Here is a 929-nt window from a genome sequence, read left to right on the forward strand (position 1 = left end):
GTATCGGTGCGACCGCCCATCACAAGAATATCCCAGGCAAACTGCAGCGCGGTCGGGTCACCGTTATGCTCCAACCAGTGAATGATGTGGCCGTAAACGTTTTTGGCGCGCGGGTTGGCCGCATCCACTGGCGCTTTTCCTTCCTTACCGCGATCGCTGTTGTTGGTGAGCGTGCAGTAAACGCTGCCGGCGTGATATGGATCGACCGCAATCCACTCCGGGCGGTCCATTTTAGTGGCCCCCACGGCGTCTGCCGCCAGACGGGTTTTAATCAACAGGTCGCCCTGGTTTTCAAACCCTTTACTGGCGTCGAGCCCATTTTGTCCGAACACCAGCGGTAGCCACTCGCCTTTGCCGTCGTCGTTAAATTTCGCCACGTACAGAGTGCCTTTTTCCAGCAGGTGCATGTTGGCTTTGCGATCCTGCGGGTTGAATTTTCCTTCCGAGACAAATTTATATATGTATTCGAATTTCTGGTCATCGCCCATATAGACCACAACGCGGTTATCCGGGGCAATTGTCACCGCTGCGCCTTCGTGTTTGATGCGACCAAGCGCGGTGTGCTTGCGCGGCACTGAATGCGGATCGTATGGATCGATTTCCACCACCCAGCCGAAGCGGTTCGGCTCGTTCGGCGTGGCGTCGACGCTGAACCTTTTATCCACTTCGTTCCAGCGGTAAGAGTCGTCGCTCCCGCTGATACCGTAACGTTTTTCCAGCGGGTTCATCTCTGCTTTTTTTACGAAAATATCGGACCAGTTCTCTTCACACGTCAGATAGGTGCCCCACGGCGTAAATCCGTTGGCACAGTTCTGCATGGTGCCGAGAATGATTTCGCCTTTCGGATCGTCAACTGTTTGCATCAGTGGGTTATGCAGCGCCGGACCGGTGATTTTCATCGGCGTGTTAACGGTGATGCGGCGTGCGAA

At 54.9% G+C, this 929-nt stretch carries 1 protein-coding gene; it reads right to left on the reverse strand.

The window, feature by feature from the left end; all coding sequences use genetic code 11:
• Window positions 1-929: PhoX family protein (locus tag ACJHYR_RS27870; protein ID WP_134264014.1), on the reverse strand; the 929-nt coding region annotated here is incomplete at both ends.

The organism is Escherichia sp. WS1450, assembly GCF_046487395.1.
GTDB classification, from domain to species: Bacteria; Pseudomonadota; Gammaproteobacteria; order Enterobacterales; family Enterobacteriaceae; genus Escherichia; species Escherichia coli.